Source organism: Aerococcus sp. L_32, from assembly GCF_050689315.1.
This window is the reverse complement of record NZ_JBOEQF010000270.1, coordinates 1-2,837: the sequence shown is the minus strand read 5'-3', so window position 1 is coordinate 2,837 and position 2,837 is coordinate 1. Positions and strand designations below refer to the sequence as shown.

1 protein-coding gene is annotated in these 2,837 nt (G+C 38.5%); it reads left to right on the top strand.

The window, feature by feature from the left end; translation table 11 throughout:
• Positions 1 to 60: 60 nt before the first annotated feature.
• Positions 61 to 2,837, top strand: a 2,777-nt coding sequence (locus tag ACRCJ0_RS11580; protein WP_431390513.1) for an FtsX-like permease family protein, incomplete at its 3' end; no start/stop codon positions are given.

Sequence of the window (2,837 nt, the reverse complement as noted above, 5' to 3'; positions counted from 1 at the left end):
GCAACTGGTGAACATTATTTTGACGAGTTAAACGTTTCTGATATCACTGTGATTGGTTCAATGGGTATTGATGATGATGATGTTGAAATCTTGGATAAAACCTCGGGCTTGGCAGATATTGAATATGGCTATTTAAAAGATGTCACAATTGATGATAGCCATACAGCTATTCGTGTATTTTCAATGGGAGAAGATATCTCTGATTATGAATTAGTGGAAGGTCAATTACCTAAAGCAAGTAATGAAATAGCGATAGATGCAAGCTTTGATGATCAATATCAAGTAGGTGATAAAATTGACCTGTCAGAACAGGCGGATGCCTCTGGTGATACCGTACTAAAAGAAGACACCTATGAAATTGTTGGTTTTATTTATTCTGGTGAAATTTTATCCAATCTAAACCAAGGTGCTTCTACAGCCGGAACTGGCGCCTTAAAAGGTTATGCGATTGTTCCTGAATCTGCGTTTGATTCAGATGTCTACATGCTGGCTCGATTAAGATTCGATGATTTAATTGATATCGACCCTTATTCAGATACTTACACTGAAAGACTTCAAGTTCACAAAGATGATTTAGATAATGCCTTAGCAAACCAACCAAAAAATCGTCTTGAAACAATTAAAAATGATTATCAATCGGAAATTGATGATGGCCAAAAACAAATTGATGATGCCAAGAAGAAATTGGCAGATGGACAAGCACAACTAGATGATGCCAAACAACAATTAATTGATGGTCAAGCTGAAATTGATGATGCACAAAATCAATTAGACACTAAAGTAGCTGACGCCACTGCACAAATTAATGTTGGTGCCAATCAAATTGCGAATGCCCATACTACAATTGATGATAGCCAAGCACAATTAGATGCTGCTAAAACGCAGTTAGCTAATGGGCAAGCTACATTAGACGAAAAGTGGAACCAACTCCAAGATGGTAAAGCTAAATTAAACCAAGCAAAGAAACAGTTAAATGATAGTCAAAGTCAGTTAACTACCGCAAGAAGCCAATTAGATCAAGGTCAAACAGCGATTGCTAATGGTTATAGTCAATTAGCTGAAAAGAAAGCCCAAATAAATAGCGCTGAGGCAGAAATTGCCGAAGCAAACGCAACACTTGAAAGCAAACAAGCTGAGTATGATAACAAATACAGTGAATATACGAAAAACTTAAATGCTTTTGAGGAAAAACAAGCTGACTATGAAGCAAAAGCCAGTCAAGTAGAAGGCGCACAAAATCAACTTGATCAAAACAATCAAGAATTGGCAAATGGAAAAGCAAATTATGAGAAGGGTATCCAAGCTTTAACAGAACAAATCACTAGCCTACAAAATAAATTAGATGCAGGTGATTTAAATGAAGCTGATACTGCTGATTTACAAGCACAAATTGCTGACCTACAAGAAGAATTAGATGCTAGCCAAAGTGAATATGAAGCCTTCATGAATTCAACATACACTCCTGGAATGGCAAAAATTGAAGCTAGTCAAGCTGAGTTAGACCAACAAAAATCAGCATTAACAAGTGCTAAAGGTCAACTAGATGCTGGCCAAGAACAATTAAACAGTGCTAAAGCACAATTAGATAGTGCAAACAAACAATTAAGTGATGGTAACGCTGCATTATCTAGCAATCAAGCCAAAATTGATGATGGTAAAGCTCAAATTGAAGCAGCAACTGCTAGCCTAAGCGAGAATGAAGCCCTCTTACAAGAAAAAGAAGCGGCATACCAAGATGGCTTATCCAAATACAATGCCGGTATCCAATCTTATAATGACGGTTTAAATACTTACTATGAGGGTCTAGCACAATGGACTGCTGGTGTAGAGACATTAGATAAGAAATCAGCGGAATACCAAGCGAATGTAGATAAGTTAGCCCAAGCAAAAGCGGAATTAGCTGATAAAGAAGCGGAATTAGCCCAAGCAGAAGACCAATTAGCAACTGAATCTGCAGATGCTGAAGCCCAAATTGCAGATGCCAAAGAAAGTCTTGCTGAGGGTCAGGCAGAATACGAAGATAAAGCCGCTGAATTCGCGAAAACCAAAGCGGATGCTGAAGATGAGATAGCAGACAAAGAAGATGAACTAGCCGAAGCACAAGAAATGGTGGATAATTTATCCCTACCAACTTATTCCGTAAATAGTCGTCGGGAGATTCCAGGTAGCGATGGGTATAAAATCTACAGTACCATTTCAAATATTGTAGATTCCCTAGCAAATATCTTCCCAATCTTCTTATACTTCGTTGCTGCACTCGTTACCTTTACTACCATGACACGCTTTGTAGACGAAGAACGGACTAAATCAGGTACCTTGAAAGCCCTAGGTTATGATGACCAAGACGTTATTAAGAAATTTACCTTCTACGGTTTAACCGCCAGCTTATCCGGTACTATTTTAGGGATTATCTTAGGACACACCCTACTCCCTTATATTGTTTACAATGCTTATAGTTCAAGCTATACCTTGCCAGCCATTGAATTACACTTCCACTGGGCAGTTTCCTTGGTTGCTATTCTTTTAGCCTTATTAGCAGCTGTTTTACCAGCCTACTTAGTAGCGAAGAGAGAATTACAAGAACAACCTGCGCAACTGCTTTTACCAAAAGCACCTAGCGCTGGATCTAAGATTTTATTAGAACGGATTACACCAATTTGGAACCGCATGTCCTTCACCCACAAAGTAACAGCAAGAAATATCTTCCGTTATAAACAACGGATGCTAATGACAATCTTTGGCGTTGCCGGTGCTACTGCCTTACTGTTCTCAGGGCTTAGCGTACAATCATCTATCGGTGAAATTAACCAACGTCAATTTGGTGATTTAATCCATTA